The sequence below is a fragment of the Bradyrhizobium sp. WU425 genome, from assembly GCF_021052305.1.
GTDB lineage: Bacteria > Pseudomonadota > Alphaproteobacteria > Rhizobiales > Xanthobacteraceae > Bradyrhizobium > Bradyrhizobium canariense_D.
Genome location: NZ_CP088089.1, coordinates 3,626,821 through 3,650,542 on the forward strand (window position 1 = coordinate 3,626,821; position 23,722 = coordinate 3,650,542).

At 64.1% G+C, this 23,722-nt stretch carries 24 protein-coding genes and 1 tRNA gene; 16 read left to right on the forward strand and 9 right to left on the reverse strand.

Annotated elements, in window-relative coordinates:
• Window positions 1–35 precede the first annotated feature (35 nt).
• Window positions 36–386, forward strand: a complete 351-nt coding sequence (locus BcanWU425_RS17510) for an antibiotic biosynthesis monooxygenase family protein (protein ID WP_018456489.1) — start codon at window positions 36–38, stop codon at window positions 384–386.
• Window positions 387–437: 51 nt separating this feature from the next.
• Window positions 438–1,247: an isocitrate lyase/PEP mutase family protein gene (locus BcanWU425_RS17515; RefSeq protein WP_085384241.1), complete on the forward strand. Its 810-nt coding sequence runs from the start codon at window positions 438–440 to the stop codon at window positions 1,245–1,247.
• A gap of 57 nt (window positions 1,248–1,304) precedes the next feature.
• On the opposite strand, the gene BcanWU425_RS17520 is transcribed toward BcanWU425_RS17515, so the two are convergent.
• The gene (locus BcanWU425_RS17520; protein ID WP_018456491.1) at window positions 1,305–1,697 is read right to left on the reverse strand and encodes a hypothetical protein; all 393 of its coding nucleotides are present in this window, start codon (window positions 1,695–1,697) and stop codon (window positions 1,305–1,307) included.
• Between the two features lie 164 nt (window positions 1,698–1,861).
• Here BcanWU425_RS17520 and BcanWU425_RS17525 point away from each other — a divergent pair, with 164 nt between their 5' ends.
• Window positions 1,862–2,515 carry a trimeric intracellular cation channel family protein gene (locus BcanWU425_RS17525; protein WP_204511501.1) on the forward strand — a complete coding sequence of 218 codons (654 nt, stop codon included), beginning with the start codon at window positions 1,862–1,864 and terminating at the stop codon, window positions 2,513–2,515.
• 1 nt (window position 2,516) lies between these two features.
• Here the strand turns inward: BcanWU425_RS17525 and BcanWU425_RS17530 are convergent, their stop codons facing one another.
• A complete protein-coding gene (locus BcanWU425_RS17530) occupies window positions 2,517–3,743 on the reverse strand; it encodes a c-type cytochrome (protein ID WP_204511500.1) in 1,227 nt (408 codons plus the stop codon).
• 280 nt (window positions 3,744–4,023) lie between these two features.
• Between BcanWU425_RS17530 and BcanWU425_RS17535 the strand changes: the two genes are divergently transcribed.
• The 9 genes from BcanWU425_RS17535 to BcanWU425_RS17575 all read left to right on the forward strand — a co-directional run bounded on the left by BcanWU425_RS17535 (window position 4,024) and on the right by BcanWU425_RS17575 (window position 17,186).
• On the forward strand, window positions 4,024–7,515 hold the full coding sequence (locus tag BcanWU425_RS17535; RefSeq protein WP_204511499.1) for an indolepyruvate ferredoxin oxidoreductase family protein: 3,492 nt from the start codon (window positions 4,024–4,026) through the stop codon (window positions 7,513–7,515).
• A gap of 403 nt (window positions 7,516–7,918) precedes the next feature.
• Window positions 7,919–9,076 (forward strand): thiolase domain-containing protein, encoded by a 1,158-nt coding sequence (locus BcanWU425_RS17540; protein WP_085360843.1) that lies wholly within the window; start codon window positions 7,919–7,921, stop codon window positions 9,074–9,076.
• Window positions 9,076–9,465 carry a Zn-ribbon domain-containing OB-fold protein gene (locus BcanWU425_RS17545; RefSeq protein WP_085351309.1) on the forward strand — a complete coding sequence of 130 codons (390 nt, stop codon included), beginning with the start codon at window positions 9,076–9,078 and terminating at the stop codon, window positions 9,463–9,465. The genes BcanWU425_RS17540 and BcanWU425_RS17545 overlap by 1 nt, the downstream gene beginning before the upstream one ends.
• 208 nt (window positions 9,466–9,673) lie before the next feature.
• Window positions 9,674–10,534, forward strand: coding sequence for a MaoC family dehydratase (locus BcanWU425_RS17550; RefSeq protein WP_018456496.1), 861 nt, complete (start codon window positions 9,674–9,676; stop codon window positions 10,532–10,534).
• Between the two features lie 150 nt (window positions 10,535–10,684).
• Window positions 10,685–11,563 (forward strand): SDR family oxidoreductase, encoded by an 879-nt coding sequence (locus tag BcanWU425_RS17555; protein WP_018455294.1) that lies wholly within the window; start codon window positions 10,685–10,687, stop codon window positions 11,561–11,563.
• A gap of 28 nt (window positions 11,564–11,591) precedes the next feature.
• Window positions 11,592–12,545 carry a dihydrodipicolinate synthase family protein gene (locus BcanWU425_RS17560; RefSeq protein WP_018455293.1) on the forward strand — a complete coding sequence of 318 codons (954 nt, stop codon included), beginning with the start codon at window positions 11,592–11,594 and terminating at the stop codon, window positions 12,543–12,545.
• Between the two features lie 4 nt (window positions 12,546–12,549).
• Entirely contained in the window at window positions 12,550–13,365 is an 816-nt protein-coding gene (locus tag BcanWU425_RS17565; protein WP_204511498.1) for an NUDIX hydrolase, read from the forward strand.
• An 80-nt stretch (window positions 13,366–13,445) separates the two neighbouring features.
• Complete coding sequence (locus BcanWU425_RS17570) at window positions 13,446–14,372, forward strand: DMT family transporter (protein WP_085351312.1); 927 nt, start codon at window positions 13,446–13,448, stop codon at window positions 14,370–14,372.
• 126 nt (window positions 14,373–14,498) lie between these two features.
• Window positions 14,499–17,186: a PAS domain S-box protein gene (locus BcanWU425_RS17575; protein WP_231190745.1), complete on the forward strand. Its 2,688-nt coding sequence runs from the start codon at window positions 14,499–14,501 to the stop codon at window positions 17,184–17,186.
• 96 nt (window positions 17,187–17,282) lie between these two features.
• Here the strand turns inward: BcanWU425_RS17575 and BcanWU425_RS17580 are convergent, their stop codons facing one another.
• Window positions 17,283–17,633, reverse strand: coding sequence for a GrlR family regulatory protein (locus BcanWU425_RS17580; RefSeq protein ID WP_018455289.1), 351 nt, complete (start codon window positions 17,631–17,633; stop codon window positions 17,283–17,285).
• 256 nt (window positions 17,634–17,889) lie between these two features.
• Between BcanWU425_RS17580 and BcanWU425_RS17585 the strand changes: the two genes are divergently transcribed.
• Window positions 17,890–18,396 (forward strand): hypothetical protein, encoded by a 507-nt coding sequence (locus BcanWU425_RS17585; RefSeq protein WP_204511496.1) that lies wholly within the window; start codon window positions 17,890–17,892, stop codon window positions 18,394–18,396.
• 45 nt (window positions 18,397–18,441) lie between these two features.
• Here BcanWU425_RS17585 and BcanWU425_RS17590 read toward each other — a convergent pair whose 3' ends face one another.
• Window positions 18,442–18,825, reverse strand: coding sequence for a VOC family protein (locus tag BcanWU425_RS17590; protein ID WP_204511495.1), 384 nt, complete (start codon window positions 18,823–18,825; stop codon window positions 18,442–18,444).
• A gap of 179 nt (window positions 18,826–19,004) precedes the next feature.
• On the opposite strand from BcanWU425_RS17590, the gene BcanWU425_RS17595 reads away from it, so the two are divergent.
• From BcanWU425_RS17595 to BcanWU425_RS17605, 3 genes are all read left to right on the forward strand, one after another.
• On the forward strand, window positions 19,005–19,574 hold the full coding sequence (locus BcanWU425_RS17595) for a hypothetical protein (RefSeq protein ID WP_018455286.1): 570 nt from the start codon (window positions 19,005–19,007) through the stop codon (window positions 19,572–19,574).
• A gap of 159 nt (window positions 19,575–19,733) precedes the next feature.
• A complete protein-coding gene (locus BcanWU425_RS17600) occupies window positions 19,734–20,264 on the forward strand; it encodes a hypothetical protein (protein WP_085384250.1) in 531 nt (176 codons plus the stop codon).
• 152 nt (window positions 20,265–20,416) lie between these two features.
• A tRNA-Arg gene (locus BcanWU425_RS17605) sits at window positions 20,417–20,493 on the forward strand.
• Window positions 20,494–20,509: 16 nt separating this feature from the next.
• On the opposite strand, the gene BcanWU425_RS17610 is transcribed toward BcanWU425_RS17605, so the two are convergent.
• From BcanWU425_RS17610 to BcanWU425_RS17630, 5 genes are all read right to left on the reverse strand, one after another.
• Window positions 20,510–21,802, reverse strand: a complete 1,293-nt coding sequence (locus BcanWU425_RS17610) for a hypothetical protein (protein ID WP_231190747.1) — start codon at window positions 21,800–21,802, stop codon at window positions 20,510–20,512.
• Between the two features lie 226 nt (window positions 21,803–22,028).
• Window positions 22,029–22,586, reverse strand: coding sequence for a hypothetical protein (locus BcanWU425_RS17615; RefSeq protein WP_231190749.1), 558 nt, complete (start codon window positions 22,584–22,586; stop codon window positions 22,029–22,031).
• Window positions 22,583–22,846 carry a hypothetical protein gene (locus tag BcanWU425_RS17620; protein WP_231190751.1) on the reverse strand — a complete coding sequence of 88 codons (264 nt, stop codon included), beginning with the start codon at window positions 22,844–22,846 and terminating at the stop codon, window positions 22,583–22,585. Before BcanWU425_RS17620 ends, BcanWU425_RS17615 begins: the two co-directional genes overlap by 4 nt.
• 92 nt (window positions 22,847–22,938) lie before the next feature.
• Window positions 22,939–23,394 (reverse strand): hypothetical protein, encoded by a 456-nt coding sequence (locus tag BcanWU425_RS17625; protein WP_231190753.1) that lies wholly within the window; start codon window positions 23,392–23,394, stop codon window positions 22,939–22,941.
• Window positions 23,394–23,717 (reverse strand): hypothetical protein, encoded by a 324-nt coding sequence (locus BcanWU425_RS17630; protein WP_231190754.1) that lies wholly within the window; start codon window positions 23,715–23,717, stop codon window positions 23,394–23,396. The genes BcanWU425_RS17625 and BcanWU425_RS17630 overlap by 1 nt, the downstream gene beginning before the upstream one ends.
• Window positions 23,718–23,722: the final 5 nt, after the last annotated feature.

Consider the following 23,722-nt stretch of genomic DNA (forward strand, 5'->3'; position numbering starts at 1 on the left):
GCTATCGTAGGCCATCAACGACAGGAGAGACGCCCATGATCGCCGTGATCTTCGAGGTCTGGCCGAAGCCGGAACACCGCCAGGATTATTTCGACCTCGCGGCCGACCTCAAGCCGATCCTGCAAACCATCGACGGCTTCATCTCGGTCGAGCGTTTCGAAAGCCTGACCGAGAAGGGCAAGATCTTATCGGTGTCGTTCTGGCGGGACGAGGCGGCCGTGCAAGCCTGGCGCAACACGATGGAGCATCGCCGCACCCAGGCCAAGGGCCGCGCGAAAATCTTCGCCGATTATCACTTGCGTATCGCCAGCGTCATCCGTGACTACAGCATGAATGATCGCGAGCAGGCGCCGAAGGACAGCCGCGCGGTGCACGACGCGCACTAGCGCTCGTGGCGGCACGTCCCCATCTCTGCGCGGCCAACAAGGGAGAGAAACATGCACGTGACAACTGCTGACAAGCGCGCGGCCTTCAGGAAGCTGCACGAGAGCGGCTGCTTCATCCTGCCCAATCCGGTCGACGTCGGCAGCGCGAAAGCGTTGCAGCATCTCGGTTTCAAGGCACTCGCGTCGTCGAGTGCGGGCTTTGCCTGGACCATCGGCAAAGCCGACAACCACGTCACCGTCGAGGACGTCTGTCAGCATCTGGCGGCATTGAGCACGTCGGTCGACATCCCCGTGAACGCTGATTTCGAGGGCGGCTTTGCGGTCGAGCCGGACAAGGTCGCGGAGAATGTCGAGCGCTGTGTGCGCACCGGCGTTGCCGGCCTGTCGATCGAGGATTCCACCGGCGACAAGGACAAGCCGATCTACGAGCGCGCGCTCGCAGTCGAGCGCATCAAGGCATCGCGCAAGGCGATCGGCGATAGCGGCGTGCTGCTGGTCGGCCGCTGCGAGGCCTATCTGTGGGGCGTGACCGACCTCAAGTTGGTCATCGACCGGCTGACGGCCTACGCAGATGCTGGCGCCGATTGCCTTTACGCGCCGGGCCTGAAGAGCCGCGAGGACATCGCCGCGGTGGTGAAGGCTGTTGCACCCAAACCGTTCAACCTGTTGATCGGCGGCTCCGGGCTGTCATTGCAGGAAGCTGCCGATCTTGGCGTGCGCCGGATCAGCGTCGGCGGTTCACTCGCTCGCGCCGCCTGGGGCGGCTTCATGCGGGCCGCGAAGGAAATGGCGGAGAAGGGGACCTTCGCGGAGCTGGCGAGCGGCTATCCCGGCGGCGAGCTCAACAAGATGTTCAGCTAAGACAAACGAAAGCGGCGGGATCTGAATCCCGCCGCTGTTGCATATTGTTGCAATTCGTTACTTCGCGCCGTCAGCGGGTGCCGGCGTATCCGGGGCCGCCTTGCTCGGCGCGGCGCCCGTGGTCACGCCCGGCCCGGTATTGGTGCGCGGCGTCACGTCGCGCATGCCGGGAGGTGCGGCCGGATTGGTGGCCGGTGCCTGCTGCGCTGTCTGCGTCGCCGGCGTGGTGCTGGCCTGGTTGCTGGTGCCGGTGTTGTTCAGGCCGTAGAATACGGCACCCAGCACCAAGGCGATTGCCACTGCGAACAGGGCTACTTTGCCGCTGGAGGCGGGGCCTTCGCCAAGCTCCGGGTCGACCTGAAGCTGGGCATCCCGTCGCGCCGCATTGCGATACTCATCATCGGCGAGATTCGGGCGGTACGGATCGTTGATAAAACGGTCGTCAGCCATCGATTGGTTCTCCTCGATCATTGCGGCGGGACAACCCGTGGATGCGAGATTCTGTTCCGCCCTCCTTAATGCTTTCGTCGCATGTTGCGCCCGCGGCGGGAATCGGGAACCTGTTCGCTAGGGAACCTGACGCGTAAGCTCCGCTGACGGAAGGGAACAAAGCGATGTGGAGCTTGCCGCCGAGCGATTATAGCGTGCTGCATCTGTTGTCGCTGGTTGCGGTCGCGGCGCAAGGCATGACCGCCGCGCTCGCTGCCGGCCGCCGCAGCATGGATTGGCTCGGCGTCTGCTTCCTCGGCTGCATCACGGCGCTCGGCGGCGGCACCTTGCGCGATCTCTTCCTGGGGCATTATCCGTTGGCCTGGGTGCAGAACCCCATCTACCTCGCACTGGCCGGAGGCGCCGCCTTCCTCACCATCCTGATGGCGCGCCTGGTGCACCGGCTGAAACTGGCCTTCGTCGTGCTCGATGCCATCGGCCTCGTCGTCTTCACCATGACCGGCTGCGACATCGCCTGGCAGATGGATGCCACGCTGCCGATCGTCATCGTCTCCGGCATGGTGACCGGTTGCGCCGGCGGCGTGTTGCGCGACGTGCTCTGCAACGACGTGCCGCTGCTGTTCCGCTCCGAGCTCTACGCCAGCGTCTCGGTGGTGACGGGATTGTTCTATGCCACCGCGTTCGGTCTTAAGCTGAACGCCGAGCTCTGGACCATTTTGACATTCGTCCTCGGCATCAGCTTCCGCCTGCTGGCGGTGCGCTACAAATGGGAGATGCCGAAATTCGTCTTCACGGAAGAGGAGGAGCGGGAGCCTTGAGCTACGGCTCCTGCTTCCGCGCCCTCGCCACCTGCGCCGGCGTCACCAGCGGCGCGGCGTTGCCCCAGGAATTGCGGATGTAGTTCGTCACCGCCGCGATCTCTGCGTCGGACAGCTGGTTGGAATAGGCCGGCATCTCCCCGGTGTTGGGCGCGCGCGGGGTCGTCACGGTGTGGGCGCCGTCGAGGATGATGCGCAAGGTCGAGGACGGATTGACCGATTGCAGCAGCGCGTTGGCGGGCAGCGGCGGATAGATGCGCGGTGCGCCGGATCCGTCGGCCTCGTGGCAGGCGATGCAGAACTTGGCGTAGATGGCCTGGCCGGCCTTCATCTTGGCATCGTCAGGCGGCGTCACGATCGTCTCACGCCGTGCCGGCGGCAGGTTCTTCAGGTAAACCGCGATCGCGCGCACGTCGGCATCGCTCATCTTCGAAGTCGAATTGACGACCACCTCCGCCATCAGCCCGCTGGCATGGCTCCTGGCGTTGCGCCCGCTCTGAAGATATTCCGTGATGTCTTCGACACTCCACGATTTCAGCCCGGTGCGGGCGGCGCCATCGAGCCGTGGCGCGTACCAGCCGCCCACCTCGTTGCCCGCGAGGGCCTGCGCCTGCTTGTCCGCGCCAAAATAGTTCTTCGGCGTATGGCAGGCGCCGCAATGACCGAGCCCGGTGACGAGATAGCCGCCCCGATTCCACGCCGCGCTCTGGCTCTGGTCCGGTTCGAACAGGCCGGGTTTGAAATAGACCATGTTCCAGATCCGCATCAGGCCGCGATAGCCAAACGGCCAGCGTAGTTCCGGCGGCTTGTTGCGGCTGGTGACGGCCGCGAGCGTTCCGAGATAGGCCCGGATCGCCAGCGTGTCGTCCTTCGTCATCCGCGTGAAATAGGGGTAGGGGAACGCCGGGTAATAGTTGGAGCCGTCTGGGGCGACACCGGTGCGCACGGCGCGAGTGAAATCGGTGTCGGTCCAGGCGCCGATGCCGGTGTCGCGGTCCGGCGTCAGGTTCGGGGCATAGATCGCGCCGAATGGTGTGTCGATGCGCTTTCCGCCCGCGAACGGTTTGGCGGGATCGGCGGTGTGGCAGCCGGCACAGTCGCCGGCCTCCACCAGCGACTTGCCGTAGGCGATCAGCTCCGGTGACGGCTCGGCGGCGCCGGCCGCGCTCGCAACCGCACTGCACAACGCCAGGCCCACGAGAGCCAGGCCAGTGAGAATCGTCCGCATCGAAAGCCTCTCCTGCGACCCATCGACGCCGTCCCGGATGACGGGGCGTCAATTCGTTGCGCGACGGCGGGGGTATGGTGACACAAAATGAAAATCGCGGATGCCAATGCAGCCACGAAATTGCGATTTTTACCCGGCGCTCCCTTTGGTCCAGAATTGTGATGCGGAGCGTGAAATATCCGACATAGAGTGGCGGAAATGGTCGGCGCGCCCTAGCTAAAAACAACGGGCAGGCAACGGCTTAAGCAGCCAAGCGCTCAAAAGGGCGGAAGAGGACATAATGGGCATCAACCAGGGTCCGATCAGTCTCGATCAGAAATACACCCAGGACACCGGACATATTTTCACGACGGGCATTCAGGCCCTGGTCCGGCTGCCGATGGCCCAGATCCGGCGCGACCGTGCCGCGGGATTGAACACCGCCGGCTTCATCTCCGGCTATCGCGGCTCGCCGCTCGGCGGCTATGACCAGCAGCTCTTCGCCGCGCGCAAGCATCTCGAGCAGTACAACATCAAGTTCCAGCCCGGCGTGAACGAGGATCTGGCCGCGACCGCGGTCTGGGGCTCGCAGCAGCTCAACCTCTCGCCGGGCGCCAAGTATGACGGCGTGGTCGGCATCTGGTACGGCAAGGGCCCCGGCGTCGATCGCTGCGGCGACGTCTTCCGCCACGGCAATGCCGCGGGCTCCGCCAAGAACGGCGGCGTCTTGTGTCTCGCCGGCGACGACCACGGCGCAAAATCCTCGACGGTCCCGCATCAATCCGACCACGCCTTCATGTCGGCGCTGATGCCCTATCTCTACCCGTCGAGCGTACACGAGATGATCGAGATGGGTCTTCTGGGTATCGCGATGTCGCGCTACTCGGGCTGCTGGGTCGGCATGAAGGTGATCACGGAGACGGTGGAGACCACCGCCGAGATCGACCTCACCGACGAGATGACGCCGTTCGTGATCCCGACCGATTTCGAGATGCCCGAAGGCGGCCTCAATCTGCGCTGGCCCGACGACCGCTTCGCCCAGGACCGCCGCCTGCAGGACTACAAGGGCTTTGCCGCGATCGCCTTTGCACGCGCCAACAAGGTCAATCGCGTCACCATGGACTCGCCCAACGCCCGCTACGGCATCATGGCGTCCGGCAAGAGCTACGAGGATATCCGTCAGGCGCTGCGCGAGCTCGGGATCACGCCCGAGGTCGCCGCCAAGATCGGACTTCGATTGTACAAGATCGGCATGCCGTGGCCTCTGGAGCCGGAAGGCGTCAGGCAATTCGCTGTAGGACTCGAGGAAATCTTCATCATCGAAGAGCGCCGCGAGATCGTCGAGAACCAAGTGAAGCAGGAGCTGTTCAACTGGCGCGACGATGTCCGTCCCCGCATTATCGGCAAGATGGACGATCACGACAAGCGCTTCCTTCCCTTTGCCGAAGAACTCAGCGTCGCCTCGCTGGCGAGCTCGCTGACCGAGCGGCTGCTTCGACTTGATCTCAATCCCGAAATTGCAACGATGCTGCGCGCCAAGGCCGATTGGTTCAACGGCCGCCAGGCGTCGCAAATGCAGGCGACCGCGCCTGTCGCCCGCACCCCGTATTTCTGCTCCGGCTGCCCGCACAACACCTCGACCAAGGTGCCCGAAGGCAGTCGCGCCTTTGCCGGCATCGGGTGCCACTTCATGGCACTGTGGATGGATCGCTCCACCGAGACCTTCACCCACATGGGCGGCGAGGGTGTGCCGTGGGTCGGCGTTGCCCCCTTCACAAAGGAAGAGCACGTCTTCGCCAATCTCGGCGACGGCACGTATTTCCACTCCGGCAGCCTCGCGATCCGCCAGGCGATCGCCTCCGGCGCCAACATCACCTATAAGATCCTCTACAACGACGCGACCGCGATGACCGGCGGCCAGCATGTCGACGGGGAATTGTCGCCGCAGCAGATCACCTTCCAGCTACACAGCGAAGGCATCCGCGAGATCTATCTGGTCTCAGAAGATCCCGACGCCTATCCGGCGAACGAGATCGCGCCCGGCGTCAAGACCGCGCATCGTGACGAACTCGACGCGGTCCAGAAGACCCTGCGGAAAGTCAAGGGCGCGTCCGCGATCGTGTTCGTGCAGACTTGCGCCGCCGAGAAGCGGCGCCGCCGCAAGCGCGGCACGATGGAGGATCCGGCGCGCCGTGTGCTGATCAATCCCGCGGTGTGTGAAGGCTGCGGCGATTGCTCGGTGCAATCGAACTGCATTTCGGTCGAGCCGCTCGAGACCGAGTTCGGCCGCAAGCGCGCCATCAACCAGTCGACCTGCAACAAGGATTATTCCTGCGTCAAAGGCTTTTGTCCGTCCTTCGTCACCGTCGATGGCGGCAAGATGCGCAAGCGCGCGCCGGCGGGCGTCGGCGATATCGGCGATCTGCCCGAGCCGGCATCGCGCCCCAACCTGGACAAGCCCTACAACATCGCTGTCGGCGGCGTCGGCGGGACCGGCGTGCTGACCATCGGCGCGCTGCTCGGCATGGCCGCCCATATCGAGGGCAAGGCCTCGATGATCCTCGATATGTCGGGCCTGGCGCAAAAGGGTGGGGCGGTGCTGAGCCACGTCCGCCTGTCCGATCATCCGGCAGAGGTGACCTGCTCGCGCATCGTCACGGGCACGGCCGATGTCGTGCTCGCCGCCGATGAGGTGGTCGCGGTGGCCAAGGACACCATCTCACTCTGCGACACCAGCCGCACCCGCGGCATCATCAACAGCCACGTCATTCCCACCGCCGACTTCGTCCTCAACCGCGATTTCAACTTCCAGACCCGCAAGCTGAACGGGCTGCTGGAAACCGGGCTGCACAAGGACTCGGTATTCTTCGACTTCACCAAGCCGGCCGAACAGCTGCTCGGCGACAGCATCGCCACCAACATGATGATGATGGGCTACGCCTATCAGAAGGGCCTCTTGCCGTTGTCAGCGGAGTCGATCGAGCAGGCGATCGAGGTCAACGGCGTCTCGATCAAGATGAACAAGGAAGCCTTCCGCCTCGGCCGCCTCGCGGTCGCCGATCCCGCACGGCTTGCAGGCATGCTGAAGGGAACGGATGAGGTCGTTGCGCCCAAGTCCCTGGACGCAATGACGCTCGACGAGGTCATCGAGCATCGCACCAGGCATCTCACGGCGTACCAGAACGGCCGCCTCGCGAAACGCTACCGCAAGCTGGTCGATCAGGTCAGCGACGTCGCCAGGCAGGGCGGCTATGACGAGGCGCTGACCCGCGCCGTTGCGGTCAACTACGCCAAGCTGCTGGCCTACAAGGACGAATACGAGGTCGCGCGCCTCTACACCGATGGCGCCTTCGAAAAGCAGCTCCGCGACCAGTTCGAAGGCGACTTCAAGTTCAACTTCAACCTGGCCCCGCCCATTCTGAGCAGGGGCGTCGATGCGCTCGGCCGCCCGAAGAAGCGCGCCTTCGGCCCGTGGATGCTTCCGGTGTTCCGCGTGCTGGCAAAGTTCAAGTTCCTGCGCGGCACGCCGCTCGACATCTTCGGTCGCAGTGCGGACCGCAAGCTCGAGCGCGATCTGATCGCCGGCTACGAGAAGGACGTCGCCACCGTGCTCGGCCTGCTGTCGCCGCTGACGATCGATACCGCGGTGGAGCTGCTCTCGCTGCCCGACCGCATCCGCGGCTACGGCCCGGTGAAGGAGAAGGCCGTAGCAGACGCCAAGGCCCGCTACGCCCAGCTCGCCGCCGACCTCGCGAACCCGCCGCCGGCGCCGAGGCAGATCGCGGCGGAGTAGAATTTTCGTGGGGTGGACTCGTAATCCACCCTGCAAATTCCTGTTTGAAATCAACCACCGTTCTACTGTGCATGGGGTTGTTTTCCCGAAAAAACATTTTTCGATAAAACGAAATCACTTGTGCCGTCGGGCAAAACAGCTTTAGGGTTCTGCCCGTCGTTCCCATCATTGCGAGCGCAGCGAAGCAATTCCAGAGTGCGTCCGCGGAAAGATTCCTGGATTGCTTCGCTGCGCTCGCAACGACGACTGCGGCAGCAGGGCCTTCCACCGCACCTCGGATGATGCGGCGGCCATTTGCGCCAGCCCGCTGCCCTCTCGCCCGACGGAATATTTCCGCGCTTGCCAACAGGGCGGCAGCGGTTCAGAAAAAACCGGAAGTGAGAAACGCCAGCGGAGACCTTATTTGACCATCAAGGGCAAGGCCTACATTGCCGGGATCTACGAACACCCGACCCGGCACGCGCCGGACAAATCCACCGCGCAACTCCATGCCGAGGTCGCCAAGGGCGCGATCGAGGATGCCGGGCTCAGCAAGGACGATGTCGACGGCTATTTCTGCGCGGGCGACGCCCCGGGCGGCGCCTGGCCGATGGTTGATTATCTCGGGCTGAACACCAAAAAACTCCGCCATGTCGATTCCACCGAGACCGGCGGCTGTTCCTACATCATCCATCTCGGCCATGCCGCTGAAGCGATCGCCGCGGGCAAGTGCTCGATCGCGCTGATCACGCTGGCCGGCAAGCCGCGCACCGGGGCGATGCCGCCGCGCGCGGCGGGCGCCGAGGCCGATTTCGAGACGGCTTACGGCGCGACCACGCACAATGCCTATGGCATGTGTGCCATGCGCCACATGCACGACTATGGCACCACCAGCGAGCAGCTCGCCTGGATCAAGGTCGCGGCCTCGCACCATGCGCAATACAATCCGCATGCGATGCTCAAGGACGTCGTGACCGTCGAGGACGTCCTGAACTCGCCGATGATCTCTGATCCCTTGCATCGCATGGATTGCTGCGTGGTCTCCGACGGCGGCGGCGCGCTGATCGTGACCACGCCTGAAATCGCCAAGAGCCTGAAGAAGCCTTTGGTCAAGCTGATCGGACATGGCGAGGCGATGAAGGGCCCGCGCGGCGGCAAGGATCTCGACCTCACATACTCCGCCGGCATCTGGTCCGGCCCGCGTGCCTTCGAGGAAGCCGGCATCACGCCGAAGGACATCAAATACGCCTCGATCTACGACAGCTTCACCATCACCGTCCTGATGCAGCTCGAAGACCTCGGCTTCTGCAAGAAAGGTGAGGGCGGCAAGTTCGTCGCCGACGGCAATCTGATCTCGGGCGTCGGCAAGCTGCCGTTCAACACCGATGGCGGTGGCCTCTGCAGCAACCATCCCGTCAATCGCGGCGGCATGACCAAGATCCTCGAGGCCGTGCGGCAACTGCGCGGCGAGGCGCATCCGAAGGTGCAGGTCAAGAATTGCGATCTCGCCATCGCCCACGGCACCGGCGGGCTTTTGGGTGTTCGCCACGCCGCCTCGACGGCCATTCTGGAGCGCGTGTGATGAGCGAAGCCAAGAAATATCCGGCCCCGGTGACGAACCCTGAGACAGCCGCGTTCTGGGATGCGACCAAAGAGGGCAGGTTCATGATCAAGCGCTGCACCGCGTGCGGCGAGGCGCACTATTTCCCGCGTGCGATCTGCCCGTTCTGCTACTCCGACAAGACGGTGTGGGAGGAGTCTTCGGGCGAGGGTACGATCTACACCTACAGCTTGATGCGGAAGTCGCCGACCGGCCCTTACGCGATCGGCTACGTCACGCTGAAGGAAGGCCCATCGCTCCAGACCAATTTCGTCGATTGCGATTTGACGACGTTGAAGATCGGCCAGAAGGTGAAGGTGGTGTTCAAGCCGACCGACGGCGCGCCATTGCCGTTCTTTACGCCGGCGTAGTCGCTTTCTTCCCTTCTCCCCTTGCGGGAGAAGGTGACGCGAAGCGCCGGATGAGGGGTCTCTCTCCACCGAGAGATTGTTCGATGCGGAGCGAACCCCTCACCCAAACGAGTTTGTTGCGAGCACCTTGGAGCCCTCTCCCGCAAGGGGAGAGGGCGCATCAATGGGCGCCGCCATTCGCTGAAACTGCCGGGAGGAAACAACAAAAATGTCCGCCAGATACGACGAACTCAAAGGCCTCAAAAACCTCGGCCAGAAATATGCCTACACCGACCGCGAAGTGATGCTCTATGCCTACGGCATTGGGCTTGGCGCCGATCCGATGGACGAGAACGAGCTCGCCTTCGTCAACGAGGGCACGCTGACGCCGCGACCGCTCAAGGTGGTGCCGACTTTTGCATCCGTCGCCGCGTGGGGCGCGGGGCCTGGCGAGATGAACCTCAACCGCGTGATGGTGGTGGACGGCGAGCGCGACATCACCTTCCACCAGCCACTGCCGGTCGCCGCGCACATCACCGCCGATTCCTCCGTGGTCGAAGTCTACGACAAGGGCAAGGACAAGGGCGTGGTCATCAGCCATCAGACCGTGCTCAAGAACGAGAAGGGCGAGAAGCTGGCAACTCTGGTCGCCTCCCGCTTCGCCCGCGGCGACGGCGGCTTTGGCGGGCCGAACCTGACCCAGCCGGATCCGCACAAGAGCCCGTCCCGCGCACCCGACACGACCATCGACATCGTGACGCGTCCCGACCAGGCGCTGGTCTATCGTCTCTGCGGCGATCGCAACCCGCTGCACTCCGACCCTGAGTTCGCGAAGAAGGCCGGCTTCCCACGTCCGATCCTGCACGGCATGTGCACGTACGGCATCACCTGCCGCGGCGTGCTCCAGACCTATGCCGATTACGACGCTTCCGCCTTCCGCCAGCACGTCGCGCGGTTCTCCTCGCCGGTCTATCCCGGCGAGACCGTGACCATGGACCTCTGGAAGGACGGCAGCGTGATATCGTTCGAAGCCAAGGTAAAGTCGCGCGGCGTCACTGTGATCAAGAACGGCAAGACGGTGCTGGGGTGATGATGCAGCTCGACGCGCTCTGAGTTATTTCGTCATGCCCGGGCTTGTCCCGGGCATCCACGTTCTTCGCGCGGTTGGCGATCAAGTTCGTGGATGGCCGGGACAGGCCCGGCCATGACGGAGCAAAAGAACAAAACAGGGAGAGCCACCATGGGACTACTCGACGGCAAGGTTGCGCTGATCACCGGCGCGGGCGGGGGGCTCGGTGAGGCCTACGCAAAGCTGTTCGCGCGGGAAGGGGCCTCCGTCGTCGTCAACGACCTCGGTGGGCCCCGTGACGGCTCCGGCGCCGACACATCGATGGCGCAGCTCGTGGTGGATGCGATCAAGGCCGAAGGCGGCAAGGCGGTCGCCAACGGCGCCGACATCTCCACCATGGAAGGCGGCCAGTCGGTGTTCGACGACGCCATCAAGCATTTCGGCCGCGCCGACATCCTCGTCAACAATGCCGGCATTCTGCGCGACCAGACCTTCGCCAAGGCGTCTGAGTCCGACTGGGACAAGGTCATCAAGGTGCATCTGAAGGGCACCTTTTGTTGCACCATGCCGGTATTTCGCTGGATGCGGGAAAATGGCGGCGGCGTCATCGTCAACACCTCCTCGACCTCGGGCCTGATCGGCAATTTCGGTCAGAGCAATTACGGCGCGGCCAAGGGCGGCATCTGGGGCCTGTCCAACGTGCTGGCGATCGAGGGCCGCAAATACAACATCCGGATCTGGACGCTTGCGCCGGGCGCGCTGACCCGCATGACCGCAGACCTGCCCCGCTATAAGGAGAACCCCGGCGCGGCGCTGGGTCCGGACGGCATCGCGCCGGCCGTGCTATACATGGTCAGCGACTTGTCCGGTGACCAGACCGGCAAGGTGCTGGGCGTGTCCGGGCCCCGCGGCGTGCGCGAGATGCGGATGATGGAAATGGACGGCTGGAAGCCGCCGCACACGGGCTGGAAGGCCCAGGACATCGCCGATCATGCTAAGGAGATCTTCTTCTCCGAAGAGCAGATCAAGATGGGCGCGCGGCGGTTTTAGCCATCGACAGAGAGAAACAAGGACAACGATGAAACTTACCGCCGACGCCAAGGGCACCTTCGCAATCGCGCCGACGCCGTTCCACGATGACGGCCGGATCGACGAGCGCTCGATCGACCGCCTGACCGATTTCTACGAGGAGGTCGGCTGCGACGGCGTCACTGTGCTGGGCATCCTCGGTGAGGCCCCGAAGCTCGATGCCGCCGAGGCCGAACAGGTGGCGGTACGCTTCGTCAAGCGCGCCAAGAAGATGCAGGTGATCGTCGGCGTCTCCGCGCCGGGCTTTGCCACCATGCGCTCGCTGGCGAAGGCCTCGATGGATGCGGGCGCGGCCGGCGTCATGATCGCGCCGCCGCCGTCGTTGCGGACCGACGACCAGATCGTCGGCTATTACAAGCAGGCGGCCGAGGCCATCGGCCCCGACGTGCCCTGGGTGCTCCAGGACTATCCGCTGACCTTGTCGGTGGTGTTCACCCCGGCCGTGATCCGCAAGATCGTCACCGACAATCCGAACTGCGTGATGCTCAAGCACGAGGACTGGCCGGGGCTGGAAAAGATCTCGACGCTGCGCAATTTCCAGAAGGACGGCTCGTTGCGGCCGCTTTCGATCCTCTGCGGCAATGGCGGGCTCTTTCTGGACTTCGAGATGGAGCGCGGCGCCGACGGCGCCATGACCGGCTATGCCTTCCCCGAACTCCTGATCGACGTCGTGCGGCTTTCGAAGGAAGGCAAGCGCGACGCCGCCCATGATCTGTTCGACGCGCATCTGCCGCTGATCCGCTACGAGCAGCAGCCCGGCGCGGGCCTTGCCGTGCGCAAATACGTGCTGCAGAAGCGCGGCATCATTGCCTCCAGCGCCCAGCGCAAGCCCGGCGCCACCATCACCCCGATGGCGAAGGCGGAGGTCGATTACCTGCTGTCGCGCGTCGCCCGCGTCGACAAGCGCGCCAATCTCGGCCCGCAATCCAGCGCCGCAGGTTAGTCGAATGGCCGAGGCATCAGCATCACGCCCTGCGTCGACGATCCTCCTGCTGCGCGACGGCGTGACGGTCGACGGCAAGAGCCGCGACGAAATCGAAGTCTTCATGATGGTTCGCCATCATCAGATCGAGTTCAATTCGGGCGCGCTGGTGTTTCCTGGTGGCAGCGTCGATGCCGGCGATCAGGAGATCGTCAAGCGCTCCGACCTGTATTCGGGCGGCGAGGGGCTGAGTGAAGCGGACCGCGGCTTTCGGATCGCCGCGATCCGCGAGACCTTTGAGGAAAGCGGCATCCTGCTGGCGCGCTCGAAGGACTCGGGCACGCCTGTTGATGCCAAGCGCGCCGGCGAAATCGCCGATGCGCATCGCGTCGCGCTCAACGAGCACAAGATCAGCTTCCTGAGCATTCTGGCCGACAACGGCCTCCAGCTCGCGCTCGATACGCTGGTGCCTTACGCACACTGGATCACGCCCGAGGGGATGCCAAAACGTTTCGACACTTGGTTCTTCCTTGCGGCCGCGCCGCCCGACCAGCTCGGCGCGCATGATGGCCGGGAATCGACCGACTCGATCTGGGTCTCGCCACGCGAGGCGGTGGAGGGCGGCGAGAGCGGACGCTTCAAGCTGCCGTTCCCGACCACGCGCAATCTGATCCGGCTCGCCAAGCAGGGCAGCGTGAGCGCCGCGCTCGAGCACGCCCGCGGCATGTCCGTCGTGACGGTGATGCCTGTCATGACCAAGACCGAAACCGGCCGTCAGCTCCGCATTCCCCGCGAGGCCGGCTATGACGGTGAGGTGTTCGAGGTCGGGGCCATCGGCTAGGACACTTCGATACAAAGCGAAGTATCGGCGAGGGCAGACGCGCTAGGTTCCGTCCCTGACAACGGGATCGAGCGCGCGACATGGACAACCGACAGGGCAATCGGCAGGACAACAACATCGCCGTCGAGCTGGCGCTGCTGCTGGCGCTCGCAACGCTCTGGGGCGGCTCCTACACCTTCATCAAGCTCGGCGTCGCCACCATTCCTCCGATCACGCTGATCGCGGCGCGCACCACGATTGCGGGCCTGCTGCTGCTCGCGATCATGTGGGCGCGGGGCATCAGGCTGCCGACGGATGCCGCGACCTGGCAACGCTTCGCCTTTCAGGCCGTGCTCAATAGCGTGATCCCCTGGACATTGATCGCCTGGGGCGAGCGCCACGTCGATGCCGCGCTTGCGACCATCCTCAACTCGGCCGGCCCGATCTTCACCTTCCTGCTCACGGCGGTCGTGACGCGTCACGAGGCGACGACACCGCGAAAGCTGGTCGGGGTGGTCGCCGGCATGGCCGGCATCCTGCTGATCGTCGGCGTCGATGCCTTCCATAATGTTGGAAGCGGCCTCGTCGCGGAGGCCGCGATCGTTGCCGCCACCATCTGCTACGCCTGCGCCGCGATCTTCGGTCGCGGCTTCAAGGGCCTCGATCCCATGGCGCCCGCGGCCGGCTCGTTGCTGGCGGGGGCGGCGGCGCTGCTCCCGGCCTCGCTCATCGTCGAGCAGCCCTGGACGCTGTCGCCCTCGCTGAGTTCCGTGCTGGCGCTGCTCGCGCTGGCGACCTTCTCGACGGCCGCGGCCTTCGTGATCTATTTCCGCCTGATCCAGACCCTAGGCTCGGTCGGCACCACCGCGCAGGCCTATCTCCGCGTGCCGATCGGGGTTGCCATCAGCGTCGCCTTCCTCGGCGAGAGCCTGAGCCGGACCGCCTGGATCGGTCTTGCCTGCGTCGTCCTCGGCGTCGCCGCCATGACTATCCCGGCGCGGCGGCCGGCCGACGTCAAAACGTCATAAAACCGGGGCCAAGGAGGCCGGCGCAGGGCTTCAACATTAAGGATATTCGACGGCCAGACGCATGTTCCCCCGGGACTGCAATACGTCGTATATTGGAGCTCCAATGGCCCGGTCCACACATCACCAATGTCCGCCGAATTGACGCCGACCCCTGAGAAAAAGCGAACTTTCTCGCTCTCCATCGGCCAGCTCACGTTCGGCAGCTTCCTTCTGGTGCTGGCGGTGATCATCGTCACCTCGACCGCGAGCGTGATTGCGATCCGGCACATCGACACGACCTTCGCCGAGCTGCAGCGGCTGCAGAGCGTCGGCGACCTCGCCGAGGACATCGACCGCCGCATGAACGAGCTGCGGCTCGCCGCGCGCGACTTCGTCACCGACCCTGGCGCCGGCATCCAGTTCAAGCAGGTGGGCGAGGCGGCTTCGACGCTCAGTGACATCCTGAAGAAGACCCGCATCGAGCTCGTGCCCGAGCAGCAGGATATGATCGACGGCGTCAGCGAGCGGCTTGCGACCTATCGCAGCGGCCTGGAGCGGATCTCGACCTTGATCGACCGCCGCGCCCAGCTGCTTGCCGGGCTGCCGCCGCTCCGCGACCAGTTCGACGCAGCTGTCTCCGGCACTGCGGACCGAGAGCTGGCGTCCCACCTGTCGGAAGCGCAGAGCCGGATCGCGCTTGGGTTGCTTGCGCGCAACCCGTCCGCGGCCGAGCAGGCGGCGCAGAGCATGCGGGCGATGGGCGTCACTGATCCCAAGCTCAGATCGGCGGTCAACGAGTACGCCGAGGCGATCATCGCGGTCGCGGTCCGTGAACGGCAGATCGCCGACATCGACCGCGAGGTGCTGGGAACCGAGGGTCGGCTGATCGGCCGCGTCACCGAATTGCTGCGCGAGGTCAGCGCCCGGCGCGGTCACGTGCTGTCGCGCGACTTTGCCCGCACGCTGACGGAGGCGCGCTGGCAGAGCATCGTGCTCGGTACCATCGGTGTGCTGATCGGCATTCTCGCGGCCGGCTTCGTGGTGCGGCGGACGGTCCGTCCGCTCGCCCAGATCGCGCGGTCGATCCGCGCGCTCGCAGCCGGCGAGAAGAACACCTCGATCCCGTCCGCCGACCTCGACAACGAGATCGGCGACATCGCGCGGGCGGCCGAAGTGTTCCGCCGTGCGCTGGAGGAAGCCGACACGGCACGCGAGGCGGCGGTGCGCGCACTGACCGAGCAACGCCTTGCCGAAGAGAGCTACCGGAAACTGTTCGAGGGCTCGGTCGACGGCATCTATGTCACGACGCCGGCCGGCGACCTCCTCAACGCCAATCCGGCGCTGGCGCGGATGATGGGCTATGACAGCCCCAAAGACCTCATCGACAGCATCAACGACATCGCCCACACCATCTACGTCAATCCCGAGGCTCGCGGCGAATATCAGCGGCTGATGGCACGCGACGGCATGGTGCGCGAGTTCGAATACCAGGTGCGCCAGCGCGGCGGCGACATCCTGTGGCTGTCCGACAGTGCCACCGGCGTCCGCGACGAGGCGGGCAACATCGTCCGCTATGAGGGCACGCTGCGCGACATTACCGACCAGAAGCGCGCGGAAGACGCCATTGCCGAAGGACGGCGCCTGCTCCAGCAGGTCATCGACACCGTGCCAGCGGTCATCAACGTCAAGGACCGCGACCTGCGCTACGTGCTGATGAACCGTTACATGGCCGGCATCTTCGGAATCGAGCCCGGCGATGCGCTCGGCCGCACCACGGCCGACCTGATGTCGCGCTACGGCGCGGCCAAGTCCGACGAGAGCGACAAGCGCGTGCTGACGCTGCGAAAGGGCCTCGGCTTCTACGAAGAGGAGTACATTGATTCTTCCGGCCACATGCGGCAATGGCTCGTCAACAAGCTGCCGTTGCTCGATGCCGAAGGCGAGATCGAGCGGATCGTCACCGTGGCGCTCGACATCGGCGAGCGCAAGCGCGGCGAGCAGGAGATGCGGAAAGCCAAGGAATCCGCCGAGACCGCGCTGCGCAATCTGCGCGAGACCCAGGCCTCGCTGATCGAGGCGGAGAAGCTGGCGGCGCTCGGGCGCCTCGTCGCCGGCGTCGCGCACGAGGTCAACAATCCCGTCGGCATCAGCCTCACGGTCGCCTCCGCGCTGGAGCGCAAGACCGCGATGTTCACCGCCGAAGTCGAACGCGGCGAGCTGCGCCGCTCCACGCTCAACGACTTTCTCCATACCAGCCGCGACGCGTCCTCGCAGCTCGTCGCCAATCTCAATCGCGCCGCCGAGCTGATCCAGTCGTTCAAGCAGGTCGCCGCCGACCGCAACTATTCGGACCAGCGCAGCTTCGATCTCGGTGACCTCACCGAGCAGGTGGTGATGAGTCTGCGGCCCGGCCTTCGCAAGCACAATCTGACGCTCAACGTCGAGTGCCAGCCTGATCTGACCATGAACAGCTATCCCGGACCCTACGGCCAGGTGCTGACCAATCTGTTTCTCAACGCGGTGGCGCACGCCTTCCCGGACGGCCGGCCGGGCACCATCGACATCCAGGTGCGCGAGTCCGGCAAGGACAATGTCGAGATCATCTTCTCCGACAATGGCTGCGGCATGTCGCTCGACGTCCGCCGCCGTGCCTTCGATCCGTTCTTCACGACGCGGCGCGATCAGGGCGGCACCGGCCTCGGGCTGCACATCGTCTACAGCATCGTCACGAACAGGCTCGGCGGACGGCTCGATCTGGATTCCGAACCGGGCAGCGGCACACGTATCCAGATCATCCTGCCGCGCGTGGCGCCGCTCGAGCAGGCCGCCGAATAGCTAGCGGTTTTCGAGCGAAGTGGATGCCGTTCGCGTGATGAAAACGCGTCGAATCAACAATTGAGAGCTTTGGTTGATTCAATCAGAACCGAAGTCCTAGTCGACCTCCGCAAGCTTGTGCAGCGTCGCGCCGAAAATCTGGCTGGCCTTGCCGACCAGCGCGGTGCCCGTCATGTCCCCGCGCGTCTCCGTGAACGTGCCGCTGACGCCGATGCCGACCGCGGCAGGCCCGCCGAACAGCGGATTGTCGTCGCCCCGCGGCGAGGTGTGACGCTGGACCAGCACCTCACCCTTGAAGGTGTTGTCCTTCACCGTGTAGCTGCCGGTGTAGTAGAGGTACGCATCGCCGCCAAGAATCTTGCCGTCGCGAAAAAGAATCACGCCGCTGCCCTTGCCGACCCGACCATCGAGCAGGTTCACGTGAATCGAATAGAGGCCGTTCTTCATAACGTCCCGAGGCTGGCCGCCATCGCCCAATGGCGTAACCGGTAGGGCATTTATGCCAAAGGGCATGCGGCCACGCAACGCGGCAGTTTGGCCGCGACCTTGCGAGCTTGCCCGTGAGCCGTAATTGTCCCGGCTTGTCTATGACACCGCCATGACGGTCTGATCATGAAGCGAGGCCAGTCGTTGCGAATCAAGTTGGCCCGCGAAATGCATAACCATTGTTGCACTGGCCGCGGGGGGCTGGAGCAAGACAAACGTGAGCAACTGGATCGATTCCGGCGGCGAGAAGCCGCATCTGTACAGTGTGCGTCCCACGATTTGCGAAACACGACAACGGCGGATCGGCGGCGCGGCATGCTGGCGAACCGTGGCGAGCCTAGCATGCGTCCTGGCCCTGATCGCACTCGCGGCCCCCTTCGGCCACGCGCGCGACCGCGGCCAGTTCGTCAACGCCAATGCCGAATTGAAGGCCTGGTTCGACGGACTGCGAAGCGGCAAGGGGCCCTGTTGCTCCGATGCCGACGGCTCGGCGCTCTCGGACACCGACTGGGACAGCAAGGACGGGCACTATCGGGTCCGCGTCCCGCGTTATGGCTACGTGATCGACGGCCGACCGCAGGAGCTCGTCTGGGTCGAGGTGCCCGAGGAGGCCGTGATCTCGGAGCCGAGCCGGGTGGGGCGCACCATGGTCTGGCCGATCTATGGCTACATGGGCGTCGCCGGCGTCGCCGTCCGCTGCTTCATGCCCGGCAGCATGACTTGAGGCACGCCGGGAGGCAACGTCGCCCGGTGAGCGGCGCGCGCCGTGTCAGGTATATTTCTTGTCGCGCTCGAGCAGCTCGATGGAGATGCCTTCGGGGCCGCGGATGAAGCAGATGCGCACGCCGGGGCGGATCGTGGTCGGTTCGCGCGTGAAAGTGACGCCCTTGGCCTTGAGCTCGGCGGCGACGGCGTCGATGTCCTTCACCGTGAGACCGAAATGGTCGAGGCCTTGATGCGGGTGCGGCGGCGGCGGGTTGACCGCATTGTCGCCCTCGAGGGGCGCAATGAAGATCCTTGCGCCGCCGAGATTCACGTCGATCCGTCCGGGCGCTTGCACGATCTCGCCACCGAGGATGTCCCGCAACCAGGCCGCCGTGGCCTCCGGATCGGGGCTGCGCAGATGGACGTGATCCCAAGTGACGACTAGCATTTCGTGTTCTCCCGACGGATCTTGATGTTGCAGCGCATGTTAGCGGGCTCGGCCCGTGACCGCCACCGCTCTTGCCGACTCGGCAGCTGCGCGGGAACCTTAGTTCGCCTTCCGGATTAAGTAAGCAGTGGCCGAATCCGTTGTCGAAACGTGCTTCCGCTGCGATCGGTGAGGCAACCATGAGCGCTGGGTTTGACCGCATCGGGTTAGGGCGTTTCGCCGGGACCGGCGAACGACTGGCGCGGGCGGTGACGATCGCGAGCGTTTCATTTGGGCGAGGCCTGCTGTGGCTGTTGGCGGCCATCATCGTCGGTTGCGGCATCTGGATGCTGCTCCCCGTCTCCAGAGGCAACAGTGCCGAACCGGTGAGGTCTGACGTGGCAGCCGTCGAGACGGCGCCTTCGCGCGATGCGGTCGCCGTGTCGCCGGCCTCCGAAGCTCAGATTCCGACAATGGCAGAACTCGGCCGGATCAGGATTTCATCTCAGACCTGGCGCCGCGGCGGCCTTGGATCGAAGGCGCTGGTGACGCTCACGCTGCGCAACGACAACGACTATGCCGTAAAGGATGTCGAGATCGTCTGCGCTTTTGCGCGGCGTGATGGCAGTCATCTCACCGACCGCACCCGCGTTCTGGCGGATCCGGTCAGCATGAAGAGCCGCAAGACTTTTGCGCGCATTCCTGTCGGCTTCGTCAACGTGAATGCCGATCAGGCGAAGTGTTCGCTTGTGGCAGCACGCCGGACCTAAGGCCGGCAGTGCGGGGTAGCGGAAAAGTTACTGTCCTGGGGGTTGGCCGAAAAACTTGGCGTCGCCATTTGAACCGAACGGCTGGGCCAGGAACTAATTAAATGATCGCCTGTTAAGGCGGAGAGCCCACGCGGGGATGCGGCGGGCGGAGCTTGGCCAATGCCCATCTTTCGGTATTTCTTCTTCGTCGGTGGAGCCTTGCTCGCACTGCTGTTCGCGGCGAACTACGTTCTGCCGACTTCGCCTGTGACGCAGGCTATCGCAACCGCAAGCAACGAACAGCCGTTGATTCGGATCCGGTCCGATCGCCACCTGCCGGAGCGTGTCGTACTCGACACCAGTCAGCCGACGCTTGCCGCCCCTGCGGCGAAGATCGCCGCCGTCGCGGCTCCCCAGCCGCCCGTGGAGAGCATGTCACCCGCTTTGGCCGAGATATCAGCCAAGGCGCGGGTCCGCGAGACGTTCGCCCAATTCACGCCGGCCGCGAAGGCCGATACCGCTGCGGTCAAGAAGACCGAGGCCAAGACGCAAATTCAGCCGCAAGTTCAGGCGCAGGCCCAGCCTCCTCAGACCCCGGCGCAGCAGCCCAAGCGCAAGGTCGCCAGAACGCATCCGGTGCCGCAGCAAGGGCGGCCGATGATGGTGATGGCGCAGCAGCCGCATTTCGGCTTCTTCAACAGCACCTGGTGAGGGCGGGTCTGACCCGTCTCGAATCGAGGCCGGAAGGGCTTTTTATTGGCCGGCCTCTCTGCTAATTCGAACCCATCCGAACGTCGCCCGGCCTGCTGGCTCGCCAGCAGCTATCTGGGGCGTCTCGGTTACGGTCCAAGATCTGGGCCAGGGCGCTCGTAGCTCAGCTGGATAGAGCATCGGATTTCGATTCCGAGGGCCGGAGGTTCGAATCCTTCCGAGCGCGCCACTTAAACGGTTGAAGGTTAAGCACTTTTCTCAACCTCCTGTTTTTCATTCTGAACGCTATCAGCCCCTTCATTCTGAATGCTTGTCGCTATTTTGTTCGCGAGGACGTGGGCATGACGCTTTTTAGTGGCCGACAGCATCCGCTTGGCGGACCGCTTCGCATAGCCCTCGTAACTCTGTTGCGTCTTGTGGGTGGACAGCGCGCGGCCTTGCCCGTCCGTAAGCTCTGCCTCCTCCAGCTCCGTCAACCCGCCGTGCCGGCAAGCGTCCAAGGTGAAGTAGGGCGGAACCCCCTCGATCTTCTTTCGCAGCCGCGCGACAACATGGTTAAGAGAGCTGTAAATCCAAGGCTTGGCTGCGCCGTCGCCTAAGTCGCGCAAGATCATGGGCAGCCCGACCTTGGGGAGCTTCGCCAGGACTTCCTCGGCATCAGGATAGAACAGCGTGACGTTGCCTTTTTCGTCCGCCTCTTCCAACGGGTGGGGCGCAATCGTGCCCGTCTTATGGTGGGCTACCCGAATGATTGACGGCGCCGAAGGTGCCCGGTAGTCGGCCCATGTGATGTAGCCCGCAACCACGTTCTCCGGGCGCTGGAGCCATTCAAAGCAGATGACCGCGGTAGCGGCTGCCTCCGGATAGCCCGCGTCGATCGCCCCCCAGGCGAAGGCGTAGGCCTCGTCCCGAGTGACGGCGGATTTCTTGGCTTTCGCCCGCTTCTTTACCGTCACGCCTTCCCATGGATTCGGAACGTCGGCCGGAAACTCTTCCGGATAGAGCCGATGGACAACGCGCCACGCCTTCCGACAGAGCCCGATTAGCTTTTCGCCCGTGCGCAGCCGTTGCTTGCCGGCTGCGAGCTTCGTCCCCTTCGCGGTGATGAATTTGTCATAGAGCTTGTCTGCGGCTCGCGGGCTGATCGTCTTGACGAGTCGGCCTCCGACACGATCGCCTGACTTGGTGAGGACGTTGCAAATCTCGTCCATCGCCCATTCGTAATCTGAGCGAGACCGCTCCGCGACCTTCTCCAGGTAAGCCTTGCTGATCTTGTATTCGCGAAACAGCCAATCAACCGTTCCGTATTTCGGAGCCATGACGCCGCTGATCGGCAAGCCCTTGCGTGCCTGGTCCCACTCGTCAAACTGCTCATTGAGAGTCTTGGCCCGCGCCTGCATCCGCGCGTAGTCAGTCCCCAGCGGCTCATTCGAGAGCGGGCATTTGATCGCCCGATATTTGGTCGGGACGTTGTAATAATACGCAGTCGCGCCGCTCGCGAGCTTCTTGGGGATGACGTGGCGCGGCAGATCGACCATCACAGTTCCTCTGCGAGGTCGCCTTGCGCCAGGCTTGGGGCTATCGCCCTGTCCAGATCGTCCCTCAACCATAGCCGTCTACGCCCTTCCGCCACTCGGGGCTGAGGATACTCTTTGCCAACCCGCTTTAGGAAGTCCTCCGCCGTCCGCTCGCCGCAATAGCCGGCTGCCAGTTCGGCTGCCATGCGCCTGGGCCAAGATCCTGCGGGAATTGCTGACGGCTTGCTCAAGCTTCTGTCACTCCCGCCCGGGCGAAATTGGAATAGCTGACGTTCCCGGCGCCGTCCCGCTCTTGCGTGGCGAGGTAGGCGTAACCGGCGATGACAAACCCGCGCCTAAGCCCATGGCCGATGCAGTAGGCTTGCGCGGCATCAATGCGGCGCCAGTTTTCATTGTGTCGCTTGGCGTCAACGTCTCGCCAATCGTAATCCCGGATAGGTGCAACCCGGCATCGCCACGCGGCGGTGTCCTGTCCCGCCGACTTCGCGGCGCGCTCCAGGTCGGCAAGGTGCGCCTCCGTCCAACCCGGCAGCCCCGTAATCACTTCGCGCCAAGGCCCGAAGGCGTCCGCGTCCAACGTCATGCGGACAACCTGAATAACTCCGTCCTTGTGCAGTTGCTTCGCGTAGGCCGCTGAGGCCGTCTTGTCGCCGGCCGGGTTGGTCGTGGCCCAAAGCAGATCAGCCGGGAATCCGCGCCGGCTGTTGCTGGACGGACGCAGCTCCCCTGAACCAATGATCCAGGGGAGCCGGGCTGTGTCGGTGAAGTGGTAAACGTGCGTCATTCAGGGTCGCTCTGATAATGCGCGTAGTATTTGGCTTTGAGGGCGTCGATCATTTCCGAGGCGTGCGTGACTGCAAAAAACAGCTCGGGCGGATATTGCCGCTCGTCGGTGTCCATCAGGTATTGCGCCGCAATCCGCGCCATCATGGCGCAATCGCAAATTGCTCCCTCCAAATCCTGGAATGCCGCGGCACGTTCGCTGTGACGGGCGAGGGTTGGTGGCGCGGCGGTCGCAACGGTATCGGTTGGCAATTGCAGCATGTTGACGGCTCCCTTAAGCCCCGCACGCGATGGCGGACCAAACAAAAACGACGAACAGAAAAGCGGAGAGGGCGGCCAGCGCCGCGAGTTCTTCAACCAGTGAACGCAGCATGGTAGGCCTCTGCGGCTTCAACGGCTCGCGCCTCAAGATGGCCCGCGACTTCGCCGGCAAAGAAAGTCATGAATAGCCGCTCGTCCCGCTCCAGTTCCTCGCCACTGCGGAAGCCGTAGAGCGCTTGGGCAACGGCGGCCTTCGCCCTCAGTTCGTTCGCACTCAAAGGCTCGGCGCCCGTGACCATATGCGGGCTCAACGCCACAAGTTTGGGAAGAATGCGCACGGCCCGGCGTACATGATTGGTAGCCGAAGCAAATTCGCAGTTGCCAGTGGGATCAGCCGCAAAGCCGGCATCCATCGCACCAAGCAGTTGGCAATACTGAACGCACAAGGCGATAATCTTGCCCTCTCGATCGGTCGCGGCGACTTTCGGCGCAGCCGGCGCCGGACTTTGGCGCCGCGCGACAAGGTGAAGGACGGGAGGGTTTGTCATTACGCAGCCCTCCGCACTTCCGGCAGATCGATCGTCCAGCCGTAGAGCTGAGCCCAAAGGGGCTCAACCTCTTGCGTAAAGTTGGTCAGCAGGTCGGACTCCATGGCGCTGACTTCGCCAGCCTGCGCTTTGGTCAGGTGCGAGTGGTCATAACTGAGAACGCCGCCGATAACGCCCAATTCAACGGCTAGGATACCGATCTGGCGTTGTTGCTCTGGCGTGAGCCGGTCCCAAGCAGCGGCAGGGTTGAAGGACTTGATTTCCGCGAACGTCGGCAGCCGATCGTCCGGGGAGGCAAGAGGAGAGGGGTTGCTGATTGTCATGTTGC

Coding starts and splice junctions, on each gene's coding strand:
- BcanWU425_RS17515 (WP_085384241.1), top strand. CDS start 438: ATGCACGTGACAACTGCTGACAAGCGCGCGGCCTTCAGGAAGCTGCAC.
- BcanWU425_RS17620 (WP_231190751.1), bottom strand. CDS start 22,846: ATGCTGCAATTGCCAACCGATACCGTTGCGACCGCCGCGCCACCAACC.
- BcanWU425_RS17550 (WP_018456496.1), top strand. CDS start 9,674: ATGTCCGCCAGATACGACGAACTCAAAGGCCTCAAAAACCTCGGCCAG.
- BcanWU425_RS17510 (WP_018456489.1), top strand. CDS start 36: ATGATCGCCGTGATCTTCGAGGTCTGGCCGAAGCCGGAACACCGCCAG.
- BcanWU425_RS17560 (WP_018455293.1), top strand. CDS start 11,592: ATGAAACTTACCGCCGACGCCAAGGGCACCTTCGCAATCGCGCCGACG.
- BcanWU425_RS17525 (WP_204511501.1), top strand. CDS start 1,862: ATGTGGAGCTTGCCGCCGAGCGATTATAGCGTGCTGCATCTGTTGTCG.
- BcanWU425_RS17575 (WP_231190745.1), top strand. CDS start 14,499: ATGTCCGCCGAATTGACGCCGACCCCTGAGAAAAAGCGAACTTTCTCG.
- BcanWU425_RS17545 (WP_085351309.1), top strand. CDS start 9,076: ATGAGCGAAGCCAAGAAATATCCGGCCCCGGTGACGAACCCTGAGACA.
- BcanWU425_RS17590 (WP_204511495.1), bottom strand. CDS start 18,825: ATGCTAGTCGTCACTTGGGATCACGTCCATCTGCGCAGCCCCGATCCG.
- BcanWU425_RS17580 (WP_018455289.1), bottom strand. CDS start 17,633: ATGAAGAACGGCCTCTATTCGATTCACGTGAACCTGCTCGATGGTCGG.
- BcanWU425_RS17600 (WP_085384250.1), top strand. CDS start 19,734: ATGCCCATCTTTCGGTATTTCTTCTTCGTCGGTGGAGCCTTGCTCGCA.
- BcanWU425_RS17555 (WP_018455294.1), top strand. CDS start 10,685: ATGGGACTACTCGACGGCAAGGTTGCGCTGATCACCGGCGCGGGCGGG.
- BcanWU425_RS17535 (WP_204511499.1), top strand. CDS start 4,024: ATGGGCATCAACCAGGGTCCGATCAGTCTCGATCAGAAATACACCCAG.
- BcanWU425_RS17570 (WP_085351312.1), top strand. CDS start 13,446: ATGGACAACCGACAGGGCAATCGGCAGGACAACAACATCGCCGTCGAG.
- BcanWU425_RS17625 (WP_231190753.1), bottom strand. CDS start 23,394: ATGACAAACCCTCCCGTCCTTCACCTTGTCGCGCGGCGCCAAAGTCCG.
- BcanWU425_RS17520 (WP_018456491.1), bottom strand. CDS start 1,697: ATGGCTGACGACCGTTTTATCAACGATCCGTACCGCCCGAATCTCGCC.
- BcanWU425_RS17615 (WP_231190749.1), bottom strand. CDS start 22,586: ATGACGCACGTTTACCACTTCACCGACACAGCCCGGCTCCCCTGGATC.
- BcanWU425_RS17565 (WP_204511498.1), top strand. CDS start 12,550: ATGGCCGAGGCATCAGCATCACGCCCTGCGTCGACGATCCTCCTGCTG.
- BcanWU425_RS17530 (WP_204511500.1), bottom strand. CDS start 3,743: ATGCGGACGATTCTCACTGGCCTGGCTCTCGTGGGCCTGGCGTTGTGC.
- BcanWU425_RS17595 (WP_018455286.1), top strand. CDS start 19,005: ATGAGCGCTGGGTTTGACCGCATCGGGTTAGGGCGTTTCGCCGGGACC.
- BcanWU425_RS17610 (WP_231190747.1), bottom strand. CDS start 21,802: ATGGTCGATCTGCCGCGCCACGTCATCCCCAAGAAGCTCGCGAGCGGC.
- BcanWU425_RS17630 (WP_231190754.1), bottom strand. CDS start 23,717: ATGACAATCAGCAACCCCTCTCCTCTTGCCTCCCCGGACGATCGGCTG.